This window comes from Acidovorax sp. MR-S7, assembly GCF_000400995.2.
Taxonomy (GTDB): domain Bacteria; phylum Pseudomonadota; class Gammaproteobacteria; order Burkholderiales; family Burkholderiaceae_C; genus MR-S7.
The window spans coordinates 214278-232253 of sequence record NZ_DF238999.1; the positions used below are offsets into that span (position 1 = coordinate 214278).

18 protein-coding genes are annotated in these 17976 nt (G+C 66.6%); 7 read left to right on the plus strand and 11 right to left on the minus strand.

Translation table 11 applies throughout. The features are described 5' to 3' along the window. Window positions 1-395 precede the first annotated feature (395 nt). From AVS7_RS22050 to AVS7_RS22070, 5 genes are all read right to left on the minus strand, one after another. The gene (locus AVS7_RS22050; RefSeq protein WP_020230217.1) at window positions 396-2003 is read right to left on the minus strand and encodes a methyl-accepting chemotaxis protein; all 1608 of its coding nucleotides are present in this window, start codon (window positions 2001-2003) and stop codon (window positions 396-398) included. 250 nt (window positions 2004-2253) lie between these two features. Further along, window positions 2254-3255 (minus strand): YcjF family protein, encoded by a 1002-nt coding sequence (locus AVS7_RS22055; protein ID WP_020230218.1) that lies wholly within the window; start codon window positions 3253-3255, stop codon window positions 2254-2256. A gap of 50 nt (window positions 3256-3305) precedes the next feature. Beyond that, on the minus strand, window positions 3306-3716 hold the full coding sequence (locus tag AVS7_RS22060) for a YgiW/YdeI family stress tolerance OB fold protein (protein WP_020230219.1): 411 nt from the start codon (window positions 3714-3716) through the stop codon (window positions 3306-3308). Between the two features lie 95 nt (window positions 3717-3811). Next, on the minus strand, window positions 3812-5089 hold the full coding sequence (locus AVS7_RS22065; protein WP_234450047.1) for a sensor histidine kinase: 1278 nt from the start codon (window positions 5087-5089) through the stop codon (window positions 3812-3814). A gap of 101 nt (window positions 5090-5190) precedes the next feature. After that, window positions 5191-5859, minus strand: coding sequence for a response regulator transcription factor (locus AVS7_RS22070; RefSeq protein WP_020230221.1), 669 nt, complete (start codon window positions 5857-5859; stop codon window positions 5191-5193). 141 nt (window positions 5860-6000) lie between these two features. Here AVS7_RS22070 and AVS7_RS22075 point away from each other — a divergent pair, with 141 nt between their 5' ends. The 6 genes from AVS7_RS22075 (at window position 6001) to AVS7_RS22100 (ending at window position 12482) form a co-directional block, all read left to right on the plus strand. Then, on the plus strand, window positions 6001-7335 hold the full coding sequence (locus tag AVS7_RS22075) for a diguanylate cyclase (protein ID WP_020230222.1): 1335 nt from the start codon (window positions 6001-6003) through the stop codon (window positions 7333-7335). Window positions 7336-7528: 193 nt separating this feature from the next. Further along, window positions 7529-8236 carry a FadR/GntR family transcriptional regulator gene (locus AVS7_RS22080; RefSeq protein ID WP_020230223.1) on the plus strand — a complete coding sequence of 236 codons (708 nt, stop codon included), beginning with the start codon at window positions 7529-7531 and terminating at the stop codon, window positions 8234-8236. A gap of 6 nt (window positions 8237-8242) precedes the next feature. Further along, on the plus strand, window positions 8243-9232 hold the full coding sequence (locus AVS7_RS22085) for a D-isomer specific 2-hydroxyacid dehydrogenase family protein (protein WP_020230224.1): 990 nt from the start codon (window positions 8243-8245) through the stop codon (window positions 9230-9232). A 33-nt stretch (window positions 9233-9265) separates the two neighbouring features. After that, window positions 9266-10432, plus strand: a complete 1167-nt coding sequence (locus tag AVS7_RS22090) for a mandelate racemase/muconate lactonizing enzyme family protein (RefSeq protein WP_020230225.1) — start codon at window positions 9266-9268, stop codon at window positions 10430-10432. Between the two features lie 42 nt (window positions 10433-10474). After that, a complete protein-coding gene (locus AVS7_RS22095) occupies window positions 10475-11461 on the plus strand; it encodes a tripartite tricarboxylate transporter substrate binding protein (RefSeq protein ID WP_020230226.1) in 987 nt (328 codons plus the stop codon). A gap of 31 nt (window positions 11462-11492) precedes the next feature. Next, window positions 11493-12482, plus strand: coding sequence for a tripartite tricarboxylate transporter substrate binding protein (locus tag AVS7_RS22100; RefSeq protein ID WP_024002093.1), 990 nt, complete (start codon window positions 11493-11495; stop codon window positions 12480-12482). 22 nt (window positions 12483-12504) lie between these two features. Here the strand turns inward: AVS7_RS22100 and AVS7_RS22105 are convergent, their stop codons facing one another. After that, a complete protein-coding gene (locus AVS7_RS22105; RefSeq protein WP_020230228.1) occupies window positions 12505-13674 on the minus strand; it encodes an MFS transporter in 1170 nt (389 codons plus the stop codon). 112 nt (window positions 13675-13786) lie between these two features. Here AVS7_RS22105 and AVS7_RS22110 point away from each other — a divergent pair, with 112 nt between their 5' ends. After that, on the plus strand, window positions 13787-14164 hold the full coding sequence (locus tag AVS7_RS22110; protein ID WP_020230229.1) for a hypothetical protein: 378 nt from the start codon (window positions 13787-13789) through the stop codon (window positions 14162-14164). Window positions 14165-14172: 8 nt separating this feature from the next. On the opposite strand, the gene AVS7_RS22115 is transcribed toward AVS7_RS22110, so the two are convergent. Genes AVS7_RS22115 through fabZ form a run of 5 tightly spaced genes read right to left on the minus strand, consistent with a single transcriptional unit; the run spans window position 14173 to window position 17968 of the window. After that, entirely contained in the window at window positions 14173-14946 is a 774-nt protein-coding gene (locus AVS7_RS22115; RefSeq protein ID WP_020230230.1) for an RNA methyltransferase, read from the minus strand. Beyond that, window positions 14943-15569, minus strand: a complete 627-nt coding sequence (gene rnhB / locus AVS7_RS22120) for a ribonuclease HII (protein ID WP_024002094.1) — start codon at window positions 15567-15569, stop codon at window positions 14943-14945. The genes AVS7_RS22115 and rnhB overlap by 4 nt, the downstream gene beginning before the upstream one ends. Continuing rightward, the gene (lpxB, locus tag AVS7_RS22125; protein WP_024002095.1) at window positions 15544-16710 is read right to left on the minus strand and encodes a lipid-A-disaccharide synthase; all 1167 of its coding nucleotides are present in this window, start codon (window positions 16708-16710) and stop codon (window positions 15544-15546) included. Before lpxB ends, rnhB begins: the two co-directional genes overlap by 26 nt. A gap of 12 nt (window positions 16711-16722) precedes the next feature. Further along, window positions 16723-17511 (minus strand): acyl-ACP--UDP-N-acetylglucosamine O-acyltransferase, encoded by a 789-nt coding sequence (gene lpxA / locus AVS7_RS22130; RefSeq protein WP_020230233.1) that lies wholly within the window; start codon window positions 17509-17511, stop codon window positions 16723-16725. 16 nt (window positions 17512-17527) lie between these two features. Then, window positions 17528-17968, minus strand: a complete 441-nt coding sequence (fabZ, locus tag AVS7_RS22135) for a 3-hydroxyacyl-ACP dehydratase FabZ (RefSeq protein WP_024002097.1) — start codon at window positions 17966-17968, stop codon at window positions 17528-17530. Window positions 17969-17976 lie beyond the last annotated feature (8 nt).

The following is a 17976-nucleotide window of genomic DNA, read 5'->3' on the forward strand; positions in this document are numbered from 1 at the left end:
GTGGCCAAGACGCGCTTGGCCAGAAGTTGAGAATTCGGAAGATCCTGCCGCTGGGTGTGACGGCGCATAGTCGTCAGAATTCTGTGTGTGGATCCGCCTGACGCATAAACATGTCCCGCTACGAAATGCATCTCATACTCGACCCGTATTTTACAAAGCGGCAGCATGAAACCAGCCACTTTAATACGATGCTTTTAAACTGGGCTCCCTGACGAGAAAAAAATGGCTGAATTCATCTAGTAACTTAGCTGCACCGAGATAACCAATCATGTAGAAACCCTCATCACAACCGGATGAGAAGTTCAAGTATTCAAATCATCTCACCGATACCACATCAAAGGGCCACGTCCCTGTAGCAAACCGAACAGCCGAGGCGTACCCCAGCCCTCTCATGTTCAGGCCGGTAGCGCGCCAACTACCGCATCCTGACGAGGCAAGGCGGGCGGCGACGCGCGCAGCGCGGTATCCAGCTTGAAGACGCCGACAGTCCGCACCAGTTCCTGCGCCTGGCTGCGCAAGCTGGATGCTGCTGCAGACATCTCCTCGACCAGCGCTGCGTTTTGCTGGGTGGCCTGGTCCATCTGAGTCACCGCCTCGCCTACCTGGGCCACGCCGGAGCTTTGCTCATGGCTGGCGGCACTGATCTCGCCCATGATGTCGGTGACGCGGCGAATGGAGCCGACGACCTCGTCCATGGTCTCGCCCGCTTGGGCGGCCAGCGCGCTGCCCTGTTCCACACGACCGACGCTGTCGAGGATCAGGGTCTTGATCTCCTTGGCAGCCTCGGCCGAGCGCCCGGCCAGGATGCGCACTTCGGATGCCACCACAGCGAAGCCACGCCCCTGCTCGCCCGCACGCGCAGCCTCGACAGCGGCATTCAGCGCGAGGATGTTGGTCTGGAAGGCAATGGAGTCGATCACGCCGATGATGTCGGCGATCTTCTTGCTCGATGCGCTGATGTCGTTGATCGTGCCCACGACCTGCGAGACGACCTCGCCGCCACGCTCGGCGATGGTCGAGGCACTCTGCGCGAGCTGGTTGGCCTGCTGTGCGTTGTCGGCATTCTGGCGGACCGTGGCGTTGAGTTGCTCCATGGAGGCAGCGGTTTCCTCCAGGGCGCTTGCCTGGCTTTCAGTGCGCGAGGAAAGGTCCTGGTTGCCCTGTGCGATCTGGGCGCTGGCGGAAGCCACGCTCTCGGAACTGCTGTGCACCGAGCGCACCACCTTGCGCAGGCCGTCCTGCATCTTGGCGAGCGACTCCAGCAGCCTCGCCACCTCGTCCTGGCCGTGCACGTCGATCGCATGCGACAGGTCGCCTTCGGCTGCGGCGTCGGCGGTTTCCACGGCTTGCCGCAGCGAGGTGGTGATGCCCCGGATCAGAGCCAGCCCGAACAGCGCACCGAAGGCCACGCCCAGCACGATCAGGCCGATCGCCAGGGTCTGGATCATGTTGGAACTGGCCTGGGAGTGCATGTATTCGGCCTTGCCGTTCTCGACCTGGAAATCGGTCAGCTTGACGATGTCCTCCCGCAACGGGGCATAGAGGGCCTCGTCCTTTTCGCGCAGCATTGCCAGCGCGGTGTCAAGGTCTCCTTGGCGCAGGGCGGTCTGGGCCGGCATCAGGAATCCTGCGCGGAATTGATCGCGCCGGCGCTCGAAGTCCTCGGCATAGCGCACCTCTTCCTGGGAATGCTCGGTTGCCATGAACGCAGTCCAGGACTTGTCGAGAACGGCCGCGTTGTCGCTGATTTGCTGGGCCGCCTTGCGGGTTTCCTCGGGATCATTGAGCGCGATGGCCCGCGAGACCGCGCCACGGTTACGCAGCAATTGCCGCTGCACCTCCAGCAATTCGCCCAGCGCGAGCATGCGGTCTTCGTAGATCGACTTGAACCCGGCATTGGCCTGCCGCATGCCGTAGATGCCGAAACCACCGATGGCCATCATCAATATGGACAAGGCGCCGATGAGCCACACGAGGCGAGTGGAAATCTTGAAACGGTTCATGTCGCTCCCTGGTCATTGTTTCGCCACTCGCATTCTTGAGATGCTTGACACAAATCATGCCATGCAGGGCTGGGCACTTCGGAGCACATCCGACGAGGAGAAACGCCAATACGCAAACTTCGCTTTGGACGCAAACTCGACAGGTTCTGACAGATCGTTTCCTGAAGAAAAATCGCCCCGTCCGGCACAAAGCCGGACGGGGCGATTGCTATTCAAACGGAGGATTCGCCCTGTTTCGACCGGGACCGAATCAACCGCCCCGCACCATCTGCATGATCTTCGCGGTATTCAACCCCCGCGCCATCTCCTGCATTTGCGGCAGGTATTGCACCTGCAGCTGACGACCATCGGCCATGACGTGCTCGTAGGCATCACGCAGCATTTGCGTGCCCAGCGTGCGTCCACCCGCGTAATACTGGTTGGCTACATGGCCCAGCGCGTAGGTGGCAGCGAAGCTCATGCCACTGCTTACGGCCTGGCGCCCCAGTCCACCCAACAGACCCTTGCCCGCCTTGCCCAGCAGGCCGCCGAGCAGTTTGCGCCCGGCCTCTTCCAGGTACTGGGAGGTCAGCCCTACGCCCAGGGCCGCCAACAGGTCCTTGATGTGGCCGCGGTCCAGCTCGTAGCCGTAGCTCTGGCCGATTTGGTAAACCATCCGCATCTGCAGCGGAATGATGGCCAGCGTGGACAGGTTCTCAGGCAGCAATTCGATGGCACCGTTGAGAATCGCCGCATGGAGGATCTTGCGGTCCATGTCGGCGGCAGGCAACGTACCGGTGCGGCGCTGTGCCGTGGTGCCAGGCAGCGCATCGACGGCAGCAGGATGCGGAGCAGGCAGGCCTGCCTGCTCCATCTCCGGCGTGGCTGCGGCGGCAGTCTGCAAGGGAGCGCTGGCCAATGCCTCGGCCTGGGCAGCAAACGCCGTAGGCTCTTGCCCCAGGGCTTCGCTCAGCTGGACAAGAAAGGCCTGCTCCTGCGCGCTGACTTGGCCGTCGGCCTCGCATACGCACACGGCCATTTCATAGGCTAGCAGGCGTGCCTCTGCGCTGGCCAGTTGCGAAAGCACGTCGGCCAGCTGGACGCGGCGCACCAGCACGTCCTGGTACAAGCTTGGCAAGTTGACCTGCTGGTCCTGCGCCAGGCCTTGCGCCACCTGGCGGATCTGCTCGCGCTCGCGGTCATGCTTGGCGCCATCCGCATACGAGGCCAGCAGGCAAACGGTAAGGATAGCGCGGATTTCTTCGGTGCTCATCAGGTTCCTCCTCGAAATGGACGGCCAGCCGATTCGTGGCCGCCACGGGCTCAGGGCAGCAGAGTAACGCGGTCCACCTCGAACTCGGTCTTGCGCAGGCCCTTGTCGAGTTCACCCACGAGTTCCACGCGCTGCTCGGCGCTTACGGTCTGCCCTGGCGGGAAGTCCTCGTTGTCGATCTCCACGGTGATACGGCCGGTGGCATCTTCGAAGATGTAGCGTTCATCACCCTCGAACGATACGATGCGCCCCTGCAGGCGGGCGACCTGGTCGTCCCGGCCCGTGTCGAGCAGTTGCTTGACCGTCATCAGCGGCACGTTGCTGGGGCCTGTGTAAGTGCCTGGAGCGACGGCCTTGGGGGCGTTGCTGGGACCCGTGTAGCCCGAGGGCTGGGCAATGGCGACGGTAGCGCCCAGGGCCATTGCGGCGGCAGCCGCCAGTGTGGAAGCGATGTAGCGCATGGTTCAACTCCTTTTTTCCGTGGTTGCAAGAAGCTCCGCCGGTTGCGGAACAACACCATTGGAAAGCGCGAACCTGAAGGCAATCTGATGTGCTTTCAGTCCGCGGGGAAGTCGAGCACCGCGCCGAGTCCCCGCCCCTCCAGCCCTTCTTCGAAATGCAGAGTCGCTCCATGCAGCGCCGCGATGCGCGCCACGATGGACAGGCCCAGGCCGTTGCCAGTCTGGCCGGTGCCCAGCACCCGGAAGAACCGCTCGCCCAGGCGCGCCCGCTGCTCGGACGGCACACCCATGCCGTCGTCGCGCACGGCCAGGCGTATACCGCCGTGCGGCAACTGCATGGTTTCGACACGCACCCGGCCCCCTACGCGGCCATAGCGCGCGGCGTTGTCGATCAGGTTGCGCAGCGCACTGTTCAGCAAGGCGGGCGCTGCCCGCAGGCGGGGTACGGCCAGGGACCGTTCCACCCGGACGTTCGGCGGCAGACTCAAGCCATCGAGCAAGGCATTCAGGTCCACGGCTTCACGCACCAGGCCCTCGGCCTGAGGCTCCAGGCGGGCCAGTGCCAGCAGGCTTTCCACCAGTGCCGTGCAGCGGTCCAGATCGGCTCGCAGCTGCTGCAGATGGGTCGTGGGCAGCTTCAACTCGCGCTCGATGAGCTGCACACGCATGCGCAATGCGGCCAGCGGCGTGCGCAGCTCGTGCGCAGCGTCTGCCGTGAAACGCCGCTCGCCATCCAGCGCCGTAGCCAGGCGCGCCAGCAGCGCATTCAGCGCATCCAGAATAGGCTGCAGCTCGCGCGGCGGATTGTGTGCCTGCACAGGCGCCAGATCGTGCGGTGACTTGGCATCGATGCGCATCGCCGCGTCCTCCAGCGGCCGCAACAGACGCCGGATCAATGCCCAGCTCAGCAAGCCCAGCAACGCCAGCAGCGTCAGCGCGGGCCAGGCCAAGTCTTCGGCCATGTCTTCCAGCATCTCCAGACGTTCCTCCATCGGCTGCGCCACCTGGGCGGTGATGCCGCGCGGACCGGGACGCACGTACACGCGCCAGAGTTCTCCCTCGACCCAGACCGAGGTTTTTTCCTTGTGCCGGGCATGGGGCACGAATGCCTTCTCGGGAGTGTCTTCCCCGCGCAGCAGCACGCTGCCATCGGGTGCCACGAGCTGGTAGTACATGCGCAGCTTCAACACCTCGCCATGTTCCATCCGCGGCTCCCGGGATGCGCCTGCGGCCCCTTCGCCCTGGCGCGCCAGCTGCAGCACGAGGCGCGAGCCTTCTTCCAATGCATCGTCGAGAACGTCTCCAGTGGCAGACCAGGCCACACTGACAACGATGGCCAGGCTGACCAGCCACAGGCCGATGCTGGTACCCATCACCGCCAGCAACAGGCGCCGCCGCAACGACCAGCTGCTGCCCGGCGGTGCGCTGCGCTGAGTGCTTGGCCGAAGGCCCTCCGGCAGCCATCGCAAGAACTTCATGCGGGCGCCAATCCGTAGCCTTGGTTGCGCACCGTCACGATGAAGCGGTTGCCCAGCTTCTTGCGCAGGTTGTAGACGTGCACCTCGATGGCGTTGCTTTCTACCTCCTCGCCCCAGCCGTACAAGGCTTCTTCCAGTTGTGCGCGGCTCAGGATGTGGGTGGGATGGCGCATCAAGGCCTGCAGAACGGCAAATTCGCGCGCGGTCAGCGTGACGGGAGCCCCGTCCAGCGTTACCCTTTTGGCTGCCGGATCGAGGGCTACCGCACCATGGCGCAATTGCGGTGCCTGCTGCGCCGCGCCCCTCCGCAGGGCCGCACGCACCCGGGCCGACAACTCCTCCAGGTCGAAAGGCTTGACCAGGTAGTCGTCCGCACCCAAGTCCAGGCCCTGCACGCGGTCGGCCAACGTATCGCGCGCCGTGATCACGATCACCGGCAACTGCGCCTGGGACGCACCGGCGCCGCGCAGGGCTTTGAGCACGGCATCGCCGTCAAGGCCAGGGAGTCCCCTGTCCAGCAGCACGCATTGGTATGCATGGGTGGCCAGCGCAGTGGCCGCCTGGTCGCCACGCTGCAGCCAGTCCACCGCGTAGCCATCCATCTGCAGCCATGACTGCAGGGAACTGCCCAGGGAAGGGTCGTCTTCGATCAGGAGGATGCGCATGTGGCAAGCCTAAGACATGAAGATGAAGCGGATCTGATGTGGATGCGCCGTAGCGCACAATAGCTCACCGAAATCCAACCAGTGCCCATCGCTCGCGCTCCTTGCTTCGGAAGACAGCGCTCAATCCCGTGGAACTCCGCCGTGAACACATCCGACGAAGCCGCTTTGCGCACTCTGGCTACGGCGCTCGACCAACTCGAAGTCGCCCTGTGCGTCTTCGACGAAGAAGACCGGACGCTCCTCTGGAACGATACCTTCCTGCAGTTCTTCCCCGAACACGCGGGGCACGTCTACCCTGGCGAGCACTACCGGGAGAACCTGCGGCGGTTCTACCGGCAAAGGCTGAGCGAGGAGGAACTGCCGTCGATGGAGCGCTACATCGATGACGGCGTTCTGCGGCACCGCAGCCAGCAGCGCTCCTACGAGTTCGATCACCATGGCTACCGGGTACGGGTGGCGTCCCTGCCGCTCGGAGGCCACGGCCGCGTGCGCTTGTGGCGCAAGACACAGCCCTTGCTCACGGGCATGCAGGACCGGCTCAATCCCCAGGTGGCGCCTTTGCCGGCATCCATCTCTCCTGACGCGGCGACGGCGCTGGAGAGCCTGGCGGACGGCGTGTTGATGGTCGATGAGCACGACCTGGCCATTTGGGCCAACCACGCTTTCCTCGTCCTCTACGGCTTGTCCGGCATCGCGGACCTGGCACGGCGCCACTTCGGCGACATCTATGCGGGTGCATGGCTCGGCGAAGAGCCGACGGCACGCTACACCGCCGGCCTCGCGGCATTGAAGGAGCGGCAGCGCTTTTCCGGCGCCCCCTACGAGCTGGCGTTGCCGCACGACCGCTGGGTGCGCATTGTCGAGCTGCGCGGCACCCAGGCCAACGGCTGCAGCTTCTTCTCGCACATGGATGTGACGGAATCGCGGCGGCAGCAGGAAGAGCTTCGGCTGCTGACCTCGCGCCTGGAGTCGCTGGCCGTGACGGATGCGCTGACCGGGCTGGCCAACCGGCGCCGGTTCGACGAGGTGCTCGAGGCGGAATGGCGCCGCGCGCAACGCGCGGGCACGACGCTGGCGCTGCTCATGATGGATGTGGACCACTTCAAGCACCTCAATGACACGCACGGGCATCCGTTCGGCGACGAGGTGCTCAAGCGTGTCGGCAGCGTGCTGGCGCAGCGGGTGCAGCGCACGGGCAGCCTGGTGGCACGCTACGGCGGCGAAGAGTTCGCCGTGCTGCTGCCCGGCACAGACGCCCAGGGTGCGCGGGAACTGGCCGAGTCCATCCGGCAGACGGTGCAGGACCTCGTGCATGGCAACGAGCGGACCGGCCCCGTGGGCGTGACCGTCAGCATCGGCATGGCCTGCGCAAGCGACGGAGCATTCAATGCCTACAGCGCCATGCTGGTGGACATGGCAGACCGCGCGCTCTACGAAGCCAAGCGCACGGGGCGCAACCAGGTCGCCTGCGCCTGAAGCACCCTCGTCCATCGGGCGAATTTCCAGGCCAAGTGCCCTCCAGGGAATCGCTCCGCTGCGCCGGGCGCCACCCCATCTACCTCGATCAGCACTGCACGCAACGTGGCCGGGATAACCCGTAGTCAGAAAAGCATATCTCGGCCTCAAAATTGGTTCAACCAAATTGGTTAGACCAAATTAACGCCGATCCATGGAAACCCAGCAAGTCCTCGCCCGCATCCTTCCGTTCATCCGCGAACGCGGCTACCAGCCGGGCGAACGTATTCCTTCGGAGCGTGAACTGGCCGAGCGCTTCCAGGTCAGCCGCGGCATCCTTCGCGAGGCATTGGCTACGCTGGAGGCGATGCGCGTGCTCGAGCGGCGCCCCCAATCGGGCATCTACCTCAAGGACATCGCCACAGAAGCCTCGCTCGACATGGTGGTGCTGGAGTCGGACCTGGGCATGCCGGTGTCGGCCGCCGACGTACTCGATCTCAACCAGTTCCGCTCCATGCTCGAAATCCAGGCCGTCACCCTGGCCTGCCAGCGCCGCACGGAGCAGGACATGGACCACCTGGACCTGATCCTCACCGCATCGCGGGCGCGCCATGCCGCCGGGCAATCGCTCAGCGAGCAGGACGCCCAATTCCACATGGCGCTGTGTGCCGCCAGCGGCAACCGGCTGATACAGCGCGCAGCCAACTCCTTCTGGCTGGCGTCACGGGCGCGGCGCGAGCAGTATTTCAGCGAGCCCGGCAATGCCAAGCGGTCCATCACCCAGCACACGGCGCTGCGCAACGCCATCGCGCAGGGAGACACGGGCAAGGCGCTGGACGTGCTCAACCAGCACCTGGGCAACGTCGAGCGCTACTGGATGGGCCACGTACAGCCTGCCAATGCCCGCCCAGGGCAGGACTGAAGCGCCATGCCGCCGCCCATCGTTTTGCTCACCAACCCCATGGAGGCCGGCGTGGAACAAGCGCTGTCACTCCAGTTCGAGCTGCGCCATGCGCCCGCTACCGACGCCGACACCCTGCGCGCGATGGCTCGAGACACGCAGTACATCGTGGTACGAGCACCCCTGCCTGGCGATCTGTTCGCCGCAGCTCCCGCGCTGCGCGGCGTCGTGCGCCACGGCGCAGGCCTGGACATGATCCCCGTGGACAAGGCCAGCGACCAAGGCGTGGCAGTTGCCAACGTGCCGGCCGTCAATGCGCGCAGCGTGGCCGAATACGCCATGGGGCAGATGCTCTCCCTGGCGCGGCAGCTCCCGGAAATGGAGGACCTGCTGCGCGCAGGGCAATGGAACGCCCCACGCGCCGCGGCCGAGCATCTGCCCGACCTGCATGGAAAGACCGTCGCCATCGTAGGCCTGGGAGCCATCGGCCGCGCCTTGGCAGGAATGTGCTCCGCAGGCTTCGGCATGCGTGTGCTCGGCGTACGGCGCAGCACTGCAACCGCTGGCGACCCGATCCCCTGCACATCCCTGGCCAAGGCCCTCCGCCAGGCCGATTTCCTCGTGCTGGCCTGCCCGCTCACCGACGCGACGCGCCACCTCGTCGACGCCGATGCCCTGGCGCATGCCAAACGGGGCCTGTTCATCGTGAACGTGGCGCGCGGCGCGGTGATCGACACCCCTGCGCTGATCGCAGCGCTCGAAAGCGGCCAGGTGGCAGGCGCGGCATTGGACGTCTTCGAGACCCAGCCCCTGCCCTGCGCATCGCGGCTGCGGGAGCTGCCGCGCGTGCGCCTCACACCGCACTTGGCCGGCATTACCCGCGACAGCATGCAGCGCATGAGCGCCGGCGTAGCCGAACAGCTGCTGCAGATGCAAGCAGGCCATCTGCCACGCCACCTCTGCAACCCGGAGGCTGAGAGCGCCATTCGCGCGCGCTGGGCCCGCCTCGGCAGCTAGCCCCTTCTTGTTCCACCCCCTGCTCCTTGTCCCATGAAGATCAAAAGCATCCAGGCCCGATGGCTCCACGTTCCCATTCCCTACGAAAAGCAGCACGTCTCGGATTTCGGCCGCGTCGCGTCGTTTGATTCGGTCCTCGTGCGCATCGAAACCGAGTGCGGCCTGGTCGGCTGGGGCGAAGCCAAGGAGGAAGTCGGCAGCGAAGGCAACAGCCACGGGGTCGTGGCCATCATCAACCACAAGTTCGGCCCCGCGCTGGTGGGTGAGGACCCGCGCGACATCAACCGCCTGTGGGAGCTCATGTACAACGGCTGCCGGGGGCACTACGCACTGGCGCATGGCCATGTGTTTCCCATCATGGGCCGCCGCGGTGTCTCGGTGGCTGCGATCAGCGGCATCGACATGGCGCTGTGGGACATTCTGGGCAAGCACCTGAACGCCCCGGTCTGGCGCCTGCTGGGAGGGCGCAAATCCGAACGCATGCCCGCCTATGCATCGGGCGGCTGGGCCGATGCGCAACACATCGGCGAGCAGCTGCTGGGCTATGTCGCACTCGGTGGCTTCAAGGCGGTGAAGATGCGTGTGGGCGTGATCGACGGCGATCCGATCCATTCGGCACGCCGGGTGCGCGCCGCGCGCGAAGCCCTGGGGCCCGACATCGGCCTGGCCTGCGACGCGCACGGCACCTACACCGTAGCGGAGGCCAAGCGCTTTTGCCGCTTGGTGGAAGACTGCAACCTGCTGTGGTTCGAAGAGCCCGTCACGGCCGACGACAAGCACGGCATGGCCGAGGTACGTGCCGCCACCGCCATTCCCATCGCGGCCGGCGAGAGCGAATTCAACCGTTTCGATTTCCGTGACCTCGTGCAACTGCGCGCGGCAGATGTCTTCCAGCCCGACCTCGCCATCTGCGGCGGCATCTCGGAGGCGATGCGCATCGGCGCGCTTGCCGCCGCATGGAACATCAAGCTCGCGCCGCACCTGTGGACCGGCGCGCTAGCCTTCTCTGCCGGCATGCACGTGGCTGCCGCATCGCCCGCAGGCTTCATCCTGGAGTACTCCGTGGGAGCCAACCCGCTGCTCCAGGAACTGGCCGAAGAACAGTTCACCGTGCAGGACGGCTACGTGGAAATCCCTGATCGCCCGGGCCTGGGCATCACGGTGCGACAGGAATTCGTGGACCGCTACAGCGTGGCCTGACGCGCCACCCCACTTCCAGACAACAAACCAGGAGACAACGCCATGACCTTTTCTTCACCGCTGCGCCGCCGCGCACTGCTCATCGCTGCCGCCGCCATCCTGACGGGGGCAGGCATTGCGCACGCCAGCACCGCGGCCTATCCCACCAAGCCCATCCGCCTGGTCGTGCCCTTCGCTGCAGGAGGTACGACCAGCATCCTGGCGCGCCTGCTGGCAGACCGCATGGGACAGAGCCTGGGGCAGCCCGTGGTCGTGGACAACCGCCCCGGCGCGGGCGGCAACGTGGGCATGGAGGTCGTGGCCAAGTCCGAACCCGACGGCTATACCCTGCTCATGGGACCGATCGGGCTGGCGATCAACCCGGCGCTCTACGCCAAGATGCCCTTCGATCCCATCAAGGATCTGACGCCCATCGGCCGATATGCCGGCGTGCCCAACCTGCTCGTCGTGCATCCGTCTGTGCCGGCCGCCAACGTCAAGGAGCTGGTGGCCTATGCCAAGGCCCATCCCGGCAAGCTCAACTACGCGTCCAACGGCAATGGCACGTCCAGCCATCTTGCGGCAGAGATGCTCAAGTCCGCGGCCGGAGTCGAACTCACGCACGTGCCCTACAAGGGCGGCGGCCCCGCCATGCAGGATCTCATCGGAGGGCAAGTGCAGATGCTGTTCGACCAGATGCCTGCCGTGCTGCCGCAAGTCGAAAGCGGACGCGTGCGCGCACTGGGCGTTTCCAGCATGCAGCGCTCCGCAGCCGCCAAGGAGATCCCTGCCATCTCGGAAACGTTGCCCGGATTCGACATGACCGTCTGGTTCGGCTTCCTGGCGCCTGCAGGCACGCCGAAAGACGTTGTCAACAAGCTCAACGGTGAAATGCGCAAGGCGATCGACGCCCCCGACTTCCAGGCCCAGCTGGCCAAGATGGGCGTCACCCCCATGCCGAGCAGCCCGGAGGAATTCCGCAGCTTCATCGCCTCCGAAACGCAGCGCTGGGCGCAGGTCGTCAAGACCTCCGGCGCAAAGATCGACTGACCCCAGGCCGCACCAGAAAGGCACAGCCACCATGCACTCGCCACGACGCCAACTCCTGTCCATTGCCACGGCTCTCTGCTGCGCGCTCGGCTTGCCCGGCGCGGCCATGGCACAGGCCGACTATCCGAACAAGCCGCTGCGCGTGATCGTTCCGTTCCCCCCGGGGGGAGCCTCGGATACGCTGGGCCGCATGGTGGCCCAGCAGCTTTCCAATGCCTGGGGGCAGCCGGCAGTGGTGGAAAACCGTCCCGGCGCGGGCGGCAACATCGGCGCGGAAGCGGGCGCCAAGGCAGCGCCCGACGGCTACACGCTCACCTTGGCGGCAGCGGGGTTCATGGCGGTGAATCCATCGCTCTATCCCAAACTCAACTACGACTCCGCCAGCGACTTCCAGCCTGTCGCATTGCTGGTGCGCGCACCGCTGCTGCTCGTGGTGAATCCCACGAAGGTGGACGCAACCACCGCGCGCGATTTCGTGCAGCTGGCCAAGCGCCAGCCAGGCAAGATCGCCATCGGCAACGGCGGCACGGGTACGGCCCAGCACCTGGGCGGCGTGAGCTTCGCCCTCGCTGCCGGGATCGACGTGGCCCATGTGCCTTACAAGGGCAGCGCTCCGGCCACCAACGACCTGCTGGGAGGCGTCACCGATGCGCAGTTCGACAACCTGGTCACGCTCGTGCCGTTCGTGAAGTCCGGCAAGCTGCGCGCCCTGGGTGTGTCGTCGAAGCAGCGCGTCTCCGCGCTGCCGGACGTTCCCACCCTCTCGGAAGCAGCGCTGCCCGGCTTCGAGGACGGCACCTGGTACGGCATCGTCGCGCCCCGGGGAACACCCCAGCCCATCGTCGAAAAGCTCAATGCGGAGCTGCGCCGCATGCTGGCCCAGCCGGACACACAGCAAAAGCTGCTGTCGATGGGGCTGGAACCTGCGGGTGGAACGGCGGCGGAATTCGGAACGCTGATCCATTCCGAGATCGCCAAGTACCGCGACATCGTGCGCAAGGCGCACGTCACACTGGATTGACGGGCACTGGGATGGCGCCGGCTCATTCCTGCCGCATGTCGGACGCCAGGACGGCCAACGCGCCGAACGCCAGCACCCCCAGCAGCGCGGAGAACGCCAGGGCGCCCGCGCCCCACTGCTCCACCGCCAGCCCGAACAGGAAAGGCGCGCCCGCCTGGACGACGCGGGCCGGCACCATCAGCAGCCCCTGCCGCTGCCCGTAGCCCTGCGCACCGAACACCAGCAGCGGCAGCGTTCCGATGGCGATGGTCAGGATGCCGTTGCCCAGGCCGTGCAGCACGGCAAAAGCCGGCGCCGCATACCCGCCCAGCAGCACCAGCAACAGTACGCCCAGCGGATGCGCCAGTGTGGCCAGCCGCGCAGACAGCAGCGGGTGCGCATGCCTGAGCACGGTGAACTCGATCAGCCGCCCTCCCACCTGCGCAGGCCCCACCAGCGCCGCGATGCCGATGGCCGCTGCCGCCGCCACTCCGCAAGCCTGCAGGACCTTGGGTAGATGCGCTGCCATGGCGGTGCTGTTGAACCATGCGATGGCAAACACGCAGGCCATGAGCAGGGCCGCACGCCGTTGGCGTGCGACGGGCACGCCCGGCTGATGGGCATCGGCATGCGCGGGCCTTGTCTCGGCGGCCCCGGCGTCGCCCCGCACCACCTTGGGCAGCATCGCGTTCAGCGGCAACCCCAGGAACAGGTGAAGCCCCGCCCACACCAGGCAGGCACTGCGCCAGCCGGCGGTGGTTTCCACATAGGCCGACAGGGGCCAGCCCACGGTGCTCGCGAAACCGCCCAGCAAGGTGATCCCGGTGATCGCGCGGCGGGCTTCCTGGCCATGCAGGCGCACCAGCGTGGCGAATGCCGCCTCATAGAGCCCGCTGCCCATGGCCAGTCCCATCACGGCCCATGCGGCAAAGACATGGACGGGCTGGGAGGCCTGGCTCATCGCAGCCAAGCCGGCTGCGAACACCAGGTTGCTGAGGACCAGCACCGGCCGCCCGCCGAAGCGGTCGATCGCGCGCCCGGCCCACGGGCCGATCCCTGCGGCGAACAGCAATGCCATCGAGAAGGCGCCGAAGATGCCGGAGGAGGACATTCCGGTGTCCCTGCCCATGGGGTCCGCGAGCACGGCGGGCAGGTAGTACGACGATGCCCAGGCCAGCGTCTGGGCAACGCCCAGCATCACCGTGGTGGTCATTTTGCTTTGCATGCTTGCGGCGCGTCAGTAGCTCCGTCCAGCGTGCACAATCCACGGCCGCCCCAGCCAGGGGCTGAGCGCTTCTTCCCCATCCTTGCCATCCCGAAAAGACATGAAACAGCAGCTCCTCGCACTGACGACCTTCCTATGCACCCTCTGCGCGTTCCAGGCCCATGCCCAGCAAGACCAGGTGATCGGCCAGTATGGCATCCATGTCTACGTGATGGTGCCCACGGACAAGGCCGGCGACCGCAACTACGTGCGGCGGGCTGCGGAGCACGCATGCGCGAGCAAGAGCGTGTGCTATGCCTCCGTGTGGGCCGAGAGCCTGGACCGCCCCGAGGGCGTTCCGCCCCATCCCCGCTACGAGGAAAACAAGCTGGCGCAATTCCAGCGCAACCGCAACGCGGGCGTGGAGGCGTCGTTTGCCGCGAACTGCCGGCTGTTCAAGAAGGACATCAACGTGCCCTGCCTGACGGGCACCGACTGAGAGCAGGCTCAGCAGCGCGCCGCCGCGCTCGCATGCAGGCAGATGGCAGCGGCTGCGCCCACGTTGAGGGACTCCTCGCCCCCCGGCTGGGTGATGCGGATGTGCAGGCGCGCCCGCGCTTGCAGCGCGGGCGACACGCCCTGCCCTTCGTGCCCCAGGATCCAGCCGCACGGCCACGGCAGCGCAGCGCGGTGCAGCCAGTCGCCCTGGTGCGAGCTGGTGGCCAGCAGCGGCACGCGCAGGGTGTCGATGTGTTGCTCGTCCAGCCCCTCTACCAGCCTCAGTGCGAAATGCGCGCCCATGCCCGCGCGCAGCACCTTGGGCGACCAGAGCAGCGCCGTGCCCTTGAGCGCAGCCACCTGCGTGAAGCCGAAGGCCGAGGCGCTGCGCAGGATGGAGCCCACGTTGCCCGCATCCTGCAGCCGGTCGAGCACCACCGTGGGCGCATCGGCATCCAGCGCCGCAGCGGCGGGCATGTCGAGCACGAAACCCATGCGCGCCGGCGATTCCAGTGCGCTGATGTCGGCCCACAGGGCATCGGCGATGACTATGTTCTTGATAGCTGCTCGCGCATACTGCTCGGGCGCTACAGGCCAAAAAGACTCTGAAAACACGGCCAAGGCCGGGCGCCGGCCGCGCGCGAGCAGCGCACTGCACAGATGATCGCCTTCCAGCCACACGCGGCCCTGCTTGCGGTAGGCGGTGCTGTCCTGCGACAGGCGGCGCAGGCCCTTGACGAAGGCGTTGTCGCGCGAATGGATGGTGAGAGGCGTGGCAGTCATGCGGAAACGGCCTGAAGGGCGCGCGCCACGGGCGCAAACGAGCGGCGGTGCTGCGGACAGGCGCCGTGCGCCTGCAGCGCAGCCATGTGTTCGAGGGTGCCGTAGCCCTTGTGGCCTGCGAACCCGTACTGCGGGTACTCCGTGTGGAGCTGCGCGCACCAGCGGTCGCGCGTGACCTTGGCGAGGATGGAAGCGGCCGAGATGGCCTGCACCAGCGCATCGCCCTTGACGATGGCCTCGGCCGGCACGTCCAGCGGCGGCAGGCGGTTGCCATCCACCAGCACGCGCACGGGCTTCAGGCGCAGGCCCTGCACCGCGCGGCGCATGGCGAGCATGGTGGCCTGCAGGATGTTGAGGCGGTCGATCTCCTCCACGCTGGCCTCTGCGACACTGCAGCACAGGGCCCTGGCGCGGATTTCGTCGAAGAGCTGCTCGCGGCGTGCGGCGCTCAGCACCTTGGAATCAGCCAGCCCGGCGATGGGCTGCAGGTCGTCCAGGATCACCGCGGCGGCCACCACAGGCCCGGCCAGCGGGCCGCGCCCGGCCTCGTCCACGCCCGCGACCAGGCCGGGCGGATGCCAGTCGAGGCAGCCCTGTTCAAGCGAGGATTTTCTGGATCGCATCGGCGGCAAGGCGGGGGGTATCGCGCCGCAGGCTTTCGTGCAGCGCGGTGAAACGTCGTTCGAGGGAAGCCATGCGGGCCGGATCGCGCGCAGGCGCGTCCAGCCACTGTTGCACGGCGTCGGCCAGCGCCTGGGGCGTGGCGGCGTCCTGCAGCAGCTCGGGCACCACGAAATCGCGGCACAGGATGTTGGGCAGCCCCACCCAGGGCTGCAGCTGCTTGCGCCGCATCAGCCGCCAGCTGATCGGGTGCATGTGGTAGGCGATGACCATGGGGCGTTTGAAGAGCGCTGCCTCCAGCGTGGCCGTGCCGCTGGCGATCAGCGTGCAGTCGCAGGCCGCCAGCACGGCATGCGACTGGCCGGTGACGAGGGTGAGCTGCTCCAGCACGCCGCACTCGCGCGCGATCTGCTCGATGCGCACGCGCAGCGCAGGCACGGCGGGCACTACCAGTTTGATAGCTGGCCGCGCTTTCCTGATAAGCGCTGCAGCCTGAAAGAAGGGTTTGGCGATGTAGGCCACCTCGGCCAACCGGCTGCCGGGCAGGATGGCCAGTACCTCGTCGTCCTGCGCCAGCCCCAGCTGGGCGCGTGCGGCCTGCTGGTCGGGCTGCATCGGAATGACGCTGGCCAGCGGATGGCCCACATAGGTCGCGGCGATGCCGTGGCGCGCGAGCAGTTCGGGCTCGAACGGAAAGATGCACAGCACATGGTCCGCGCTGGCGCGGATCTTCTCCACGCGGTTGGCGCGCCACGCCCAGATAGACGGGCAGACGAAGTGCACTGTCTTCACGCCGGCGGCACGCAGGTCGCGCTCCAGGCCCAAGTTGAAGTCGGGCGCATCCACGCCGATGAGCACGTCGGGCTTGTCCGCCAGCAGCCGCGCGCGCAAGTCCTTGCGGATCTTCAGGATGCCCAGCAGGCGCCGCACCAGCTCGATGCTGTAGCCGTGCACGGCCAGCCGTTCGCTGGGCCACCAGGCATCGAAGCCGCGCGCCTGCATCTGCGCGCCGCCGATGCCGTGGCCCGCCACGCCGGGCCATTGGGCCTGCAGGCCATCGAGCAGCAGGCCGGCCAGCAAGTCGCCGGACGTTTCGCCGGCCACCATCGCCACCTTTGGCGAGTACTGTGGCGGATGCTGCATGCCCTCGCCCTTTCAGCGGGCGATGCCGCGGCGCGATGCGGCGACGAAATCGCGCAGCAGGGCGATGTCCTGCACGGCCTCGGGGTGCGCCTGCCCCGCCTCCTGCATGGCCGTTACCGCCGCTTCCAGCGTGAGGCCCTGGCGGTACAGCAGCCGGTAGGCCTGCTTGAGGCCCGCCACGCGCTGCGGCGAGAAACCCCGGCGGCGCAGGCCCTCGGTGTTGAGGCCGCGCACAGCCAGCGGGTTGCCGTCCACCATCATGAAAGGCGGCACGTCCTGCGACACGTGGCTGGCAAACCCGGCCATCGCATGCGCGCCGATACGCGAGAACTGGTGCACGCCCGTCAGGCCGCCGATGATGGCCCAGTCGCCCACGTGCACGTGGCCGGCCAGCGTGGCGTTGTTGGCCAGGATGGTCTGGCTGCCCACCACGCAGTCGTGCGCGATGTGCACATAGGCCATGATCCAGTTGTCGTCGCCGATCACGGTCTCGCCGCGGTCCTGCGCGGTGCCGGTGTTGAAGGTGCAGAACTCGCGGATGGTGTTGCGGTGCCCGATCACGAGGCGCGTGGGCTCGCCCGCGTACTTCTTGTCCTGCGGCGCGGCGCCGAGCGAGGCGAACTGGAAGATGCGGTTGTCCTCGCCGATCGTGGTGTGCCCCTCGATCACGCAGTGCGCGCCCACCGTGGTACGCGCGCCGATGGTCACGTGCGGCCCGATAACCGCGTAAGGCCCGATCGAGACATCGCCAGCGAGCTGCGCGGCGGGATCGACGATGGCTGTGGGATGGATCGCGCTCACGGCATTCCAGGGCCGATCAGGCCACCGTGCGCATGGTGCACATGATCTCGGCTTCGCAGGCCACGCTGTCGCCCACGCGGGCCACGCCCTTGAACTTGTAGATGCCGCCCTTGATGCGGTCGAGCTCCACGTCGAGGATGAGCTGGTCGCCCGGCTCCACGGGGCGCTTGAAGCGCGCGCCGTCGATGCCCACGAAATAGAACACCTTGTCGTCGCCGGGGGCCTCGCCCATCATGTCGAACGACAGCAGGCCCGCGGCCTGGGCCAGGGCCTCCAGCATCAGCACGCCGGGCATCACCGGGCGGGCAGGAAAGTGGCCCGTGAAGAAAGGCTCGTTGATGGTGACGTTCTTGATCGCCTGGATGCGCTTGCCGCGCTCGAGCTCGGCCACCCGGTCCACCAGCAGGAACGGATAGCGGTGGGGCAGGAGCTTGAGGATTTGGTGGATGTCCATCATTTTTTGAT

Excerpts from the sequence above, each read along its gene's own strand:
- AVS7_RS22050 (WP_020230217.1), bottom strand. The coding sequence starts at position 2,003 with ATGAACCGTTTCAAGATTTCCACTCGCCTCGTGTGGCTCATCGGCGCC.
- AVS7_RS22105 (WP_020230228.1), bottom strand. The coding sequence starts at position 13,674 with ATGACCACCACGGTGATGCTGGGCGTTGCCCAGACGCTGGCCTGGGCA.
- fabZ (WP_024002097.1), bottom strand. The coding sequence starts at position 17,968 with ATGATGGACATCCACCAAATCCTCAAGCTCCTGCCCCACCGCTATCCG.
- AVS7_RS22055 (WP_020230218.1), bottom strand. The coding sequence starts at position 3,255 with ATGAGCACCGAAGAAATCCGCGCTATCCTTACCGTTTGCCTGCTGGCC.
- AVS7_RS22095 (WP_020230226.1), top strand. The coding sequence starts at position 10,475 with ATGACCTTTTCTTCACCGCTGCGCCGCCGCGCACTGCTCATCGCTGCC.
- AVS7_RS22070 (WP_020230221.1), bottom strand. The coding sequence starts at position 5,859 with ATGCGCATCCTCCTGATCGAAGACGACCCTTCCCTGGGCAGTTCCCTG.
- AVS7_RS22100 (WP_024002093.1), top strand. The coding sequence starts at position 11,493 with ATGCACTCGCCACGACGCCAACTCCTGTCCATTGCCACGGCTCTCTGC.
- AVS7_RS22110 (WP_020230229.1), top strand. The coding sequence starts at position 13,787 with ATGAAACAGCAGCTCCTCGCACTGACGACCTTCCTATGCACCCTCTGC.
- rnhB (WP_024002094.1), bottom strand. The coding sequence starts at position 15,569 with ATGCGATCCAGAAAATCCTCGCTTGAACAGGGCTGCCTCGACTGGCAT.
- AVS7_RS22080 (WP_020230223.1), top strand. The coding sequence starts at position 7,529 with ATGGAAACCCAGCAAGTCCTCGCCCGCATCCTTCCGTTCATCCGCGAA.
- AVS7_RS22065 (WP_234450047.1), bottom strand. The coding sequence starts at position 5,089 with ATGGGTACCAGCATCGGCCTGTGGCTGGTCAGCCTGGCCATCGTTGTC.
- AVS7_RS22085 (WP_020230224.1), top strand. The coding sequence starts at position 8,243 with ATGCCGCCGCCCATCGTTTTGCTCACCAACCCCATGGAGGCCGGCGTG.
- AVS7_RS22090 (WP_020230225.1), top strand. The coding sequence starts at position 9,266 with ATGAAGATCAAAAGCATCCAGGCCCGATGGCTCCACGTTCCCATTCCC.
- AVS7_RS22115 (WP_020230230.1), bottom strand. The coding sequence starts at position 14,946 with ATGACTGCCACGCCTCTCACCATCCATTCGCGCGACAACGCCTTCGTC.
- lpxB (WP_024002095.1), bottom strand. The coding sequence starts at position 16,710 with ATGCAGCATCCGCCACAGTACTCGCCAAAGGTGGCGATGGTGGCCGGC.
- AVS7_RS22060 (WP_020230219.1), bottom strand. The coding sequence starts at position 3,716 with ATGCGCTACATCGCTTCCACACTGGCGGCTGCCGCCGCAATGGCCCTG.